Here is a 3,468-nt window from a genome sequence, read left to right as displayed (position 1 = left end):
TTCACCTGCGGAAACGGCCCGCTGGCGCTGGGTGTTGCACCGTTGTTCTTACAGACCCTTTTTTCGGCTGGACGCCGTAGCGCAGCCAGTTCGCACACGTCGGCGTGCACGGCTCGCAGCGTAGGGCGTCGGCGAGCCGGTCGACGTGCGCCCGCTGCGCGTCGGTGGTGATGTCGTGGCAGGTGTCCAGCGACTTGGTCAGGTACTTGGTCAGGTAGCCGATCAACCGGCCGGTGTTCGCGTTGTTCGCGGTCACCCCGTCCGCGCGGACCTGCACCCCGAACCGGACGACATGGGCGGGTTCGGCATCCTCCCCGATCACGTCGAGGGCCTCCTCCCAGGTCGGCAACGATGCGCCCGAGTCCGGGTCGCGGTAGCCGCCGGTGTGCTCATCCCAGACGGGCAGCCGGTCGGCGCTGTAGAGCGGCCGGTCGCAGGATGGCCACCACACCTGGTGGTAGGTCGCCGCCGCCACTTGGCGGAGCAGCACCCGGGGGATCGTGCCGCGCATCGCCGCGTGCAGATGCGGGGCAAGGCGCCGTTGGGGTTCCAGGCAGGCGAAGTACTGGACGTCGTACCCCACGGCCCGGCGCAGGTTCTGCCAGAAGCGATCCACCAGCTTGGGGAAGTGGATCGCGTCGCGGGCCGCCCGCCGATAGTCGTAGCCCTCCGGATCGACCGGCGTGCCCTCCGGGGTCACCCGGCCGTAGCTGTCGCAGGTCAGCGTGAGGAACATCGACGGCCGCCACGCCGTCCCATCCGATCCGGTGAACGTCCGCCCCACGGTCCGTCGATCGACGGGCAGCCGGGGCAGGTCCGGGGCATCCTGGCGCCGCCGGGTCGACCGGATCCGCCGGGGCCGGTCCCGACTGTCCGGCGCCGCCTTTCCCCGCACGCCGAGATCGTTCAACGCGGCGTCCACCTGTGAGATCAGGTCGTCGACGTCGGCGACCTGATCCAGATCATGAACGGTCACCGCATCCGTCCGGACGGCTTCGAGATCTGCCCGGAGCTGGACGAGGGTCTTCGCGTCCTCGGTCGGGGGGTCGGGGTCGGGTAGCGGTTCGTCATCGAGATGCCAACCCGCGGCGCATTGCGCCATCCGCAGTTTCCGTGCCCGCTCCGCACACGACGGGCACTTCGATGCCAGGGTGGCCCCGCACGGCACCGGGACGATCTCGGTTTCCCCGGTGGTCACGTCCACGCGGCGCATCGCCAACGGGCGGATACACACCCCGTTCTCTGCCGCGGCCGCCTCCAAGACGTGCCGGGCCAGCGGCTGTCGCAGGCGGGCCGCCCGGGTTCCCGCCGCCGGTGGCGTGTTCGACTCGATCATGCCGCCTGTGCCTCCTGCCCATGCTCATCGGGGTCGGGCTTATCGGGGTGATCGGGTGGTGCTTCCCGGCAGCCACACACTCGCCCCCGTCCGGTCGATGCCTGACAGCCGTCGTCCGTCCAGTGCGCGACCCACAGATGCCGGCACCAGTCACAGACCGGCAGCGGATACACCGGGGCGTACTCCGCCGGACCAGTCATGCGGCCTGTCCGTCCACGTCCGGAGTCCAGCCGTCCGGACCACCACCGACCACATCGATCAGTTCCGCGACCGCCGGCACCGGATACCGCCGCGCCATCCGGGCAATCTCCGCATCGTCGACCCAGCACGCCCGGACCCGGACCGGGTCGGCGTGGCCGTCGGCGAGCACATAACCGACCCCGGGCAGGTCGTCGCTGATCTCGTCGGCGCGTGCCCCGCGGTCGCGGGCACCATCACCCAAGACGAGATCAACCTGGTCGGCGTCGGTCATCCGCAACACGACCCGGACTGGGAACAGATCCCGAAACGGCAGCACCTCTTTACGCGGGTCCTGCACCGCCCCGATCACCACCACACCCGGTGCCCGGCCTTGGGAGAGCAGCAGCGGTAGCGACGCCGACAGCCGCCGCTTCAGCTCCCGGTCGGTGACGTAGGAGGTCAGGGAGGCGATCTCATCGACGATCACCACGATCAGCGGTTCACCGGTCGTCGGGATGTGCAACCGGGCCACCCTCCGCAGCCGAGCGGCGCGCTTCCGCATAACGGTCACGGCATCGTCGAGGAGATCGGCCATACTGTCGGTGTCGGTCGCGAAACGGGAGAACATGCCCTGCCCGAACGCCAGCTCCATCCCCCCTTTCGGATCACATACCCACAGTTCCACCAGCCCGGCACGCACGGCTGGGCCGAGGCCGCGGATCGTCGACCAGATGACCGAGCCCTTCCCCGCCCCGGTCGCCCCGGCGATCAGGACATGGGCGCCACGGACCGGCAGCCGCCACAGCTCACCGTCCTCACGACGGCCCACCGGAATGCCGGACAGGTCCACCGGACCGCCGTCCCCGCCGTCCCCGTCACCGTCTGTGTCGGGACCGTCGAGATCCAGCGGGGCCACCGGGCGCGCCAGCGGGTCCCGGCGGGTGAACTCCACCCAGACGAACCCGACCTTCCGGTCCGCGCGGATCCGACACGACCGGGCGCGGAACGCGTGGCGCAGCGCCTCGGCCTGCTCCGCCCACAGCTCCGGGGTCTGTCCGTAAAGCAGCCCCACCCGCAGCCGGTCCCCCCACCGATCGCAGCGGACCTGACGAATCCGCGGGAACGTCTTCGCGAACGCCACCCGCTCGGCGTTCGACGTCGGCATCCGAATCGCCAGACCGGTATGGACCATGGCCGGCCGCCACCGCCACCGATACACCACCAGCAACCGCCACCGCCCCCACACCCACCGGACCAGCCAGCCAAACGACCGGCGATGGGCCAGCCGCCACCCCCCGGCGACCACCACCAGGACCAGGAGCGCGACCCCGAGCCCGGCCAGCCCGAACCGGTGGCACACCACGAGCACGGTAAGCAGCAGACCGACCGGTACCGGATGCCGGGCCAGGAACATCACCAGATAGACGCATATCTTGCCGGCCAGTCCGACAAGCAGCATCCACAGCGGCACGTCCACCGTCGGATGCCGGGTCGGGACTTCCGGAAACGGCCGGGAACCGTTGATTCTGGCCATGACAGATCACACCCACCTTGTCTGTGGACGAAAAGAAATAAGGGTCAGCGGTCCGGGACGAGCGGAGAAGAAGGAAACTCAGACAGCCGTCCTGGTCCCGGAGCCCACGATGAAAAGAAACCGATTCAGGCCGCTATCGCCGACCCGTCTTGTGTGGTGTCGGTCGTGCCGTCCAGGAGAATCCGTTCATAGTCGATGAGATAGTCGTTGGCGGCCTGTACCAGCGCGTGGGCGAACTCGATGTGGTCGGTGGTCACTGCCCCCCGCCCGCCGCCGAGATATCCAGGTGGACGCGGCCGGTGTCCAGGGCGCGGACTGGCCGGGATAGTGCTTGCTGACTTGCTCCAGCCGGATCATCACGTCGTCCGGCGGAACCGCGGTGGAGCGGTCGGTCATCGAAGGCCCCGGGAGACGGTGA

The 3,468-nt window shown here is 69.4% G+C and carries 2 protein-coding genes and 1 pseudogene; all 3 read right to left on the bottom strand.

The window, feature by feature from the left end:
- Window positions 1-61: 61 nt before the first annotated feature.
- Window positions 62-1,336, bottom strand: a pseudogene (locus tag MJ797_RS22125) (replication initiator); the annotation flags it as partial.
- A gap of 196 nt (window positions 1,337-1,532) precedes the next feature.
- A complete protein-coding gene (locus MJ797_RS22120; RefSeq protein ID WP_239340579.1) occupies window positions 1,533-3,050 on the bottom strand; it encodes an FtsK/SpoIIIE domain-containing protein in 1,518 nt (505 codons plus the stop codon).
- 125 nt (window positions 3,051-3,175) lie between these two features.
- Window positions 3,176-3,307: a hypothetical protein gene (locus tag MJ797_RS27085; protein WP_255739386.1), complete on the bottom strand. Its 132-nt coding sequence runs from the start codon at window positions 3,305-3,307 to the stop codon at window positions 3,176-3,178.
- Between the last annotated feature and the right edge of the window lie 161 nt (window positions 3,308-3,468).

The organism is Protofrankia sp. CiP3 (assembly GCF_917627345.1).
Taxonomy (GTDB): Bacteria; Actinomycetota; Actinomycetes; order Frankiales; family Frankiaceae; genus Protofrankia.
Note: the sequence above shows the minus strand (reverse complement) of the source record. Positions and strands in the feature narration are given on the sequence as shown.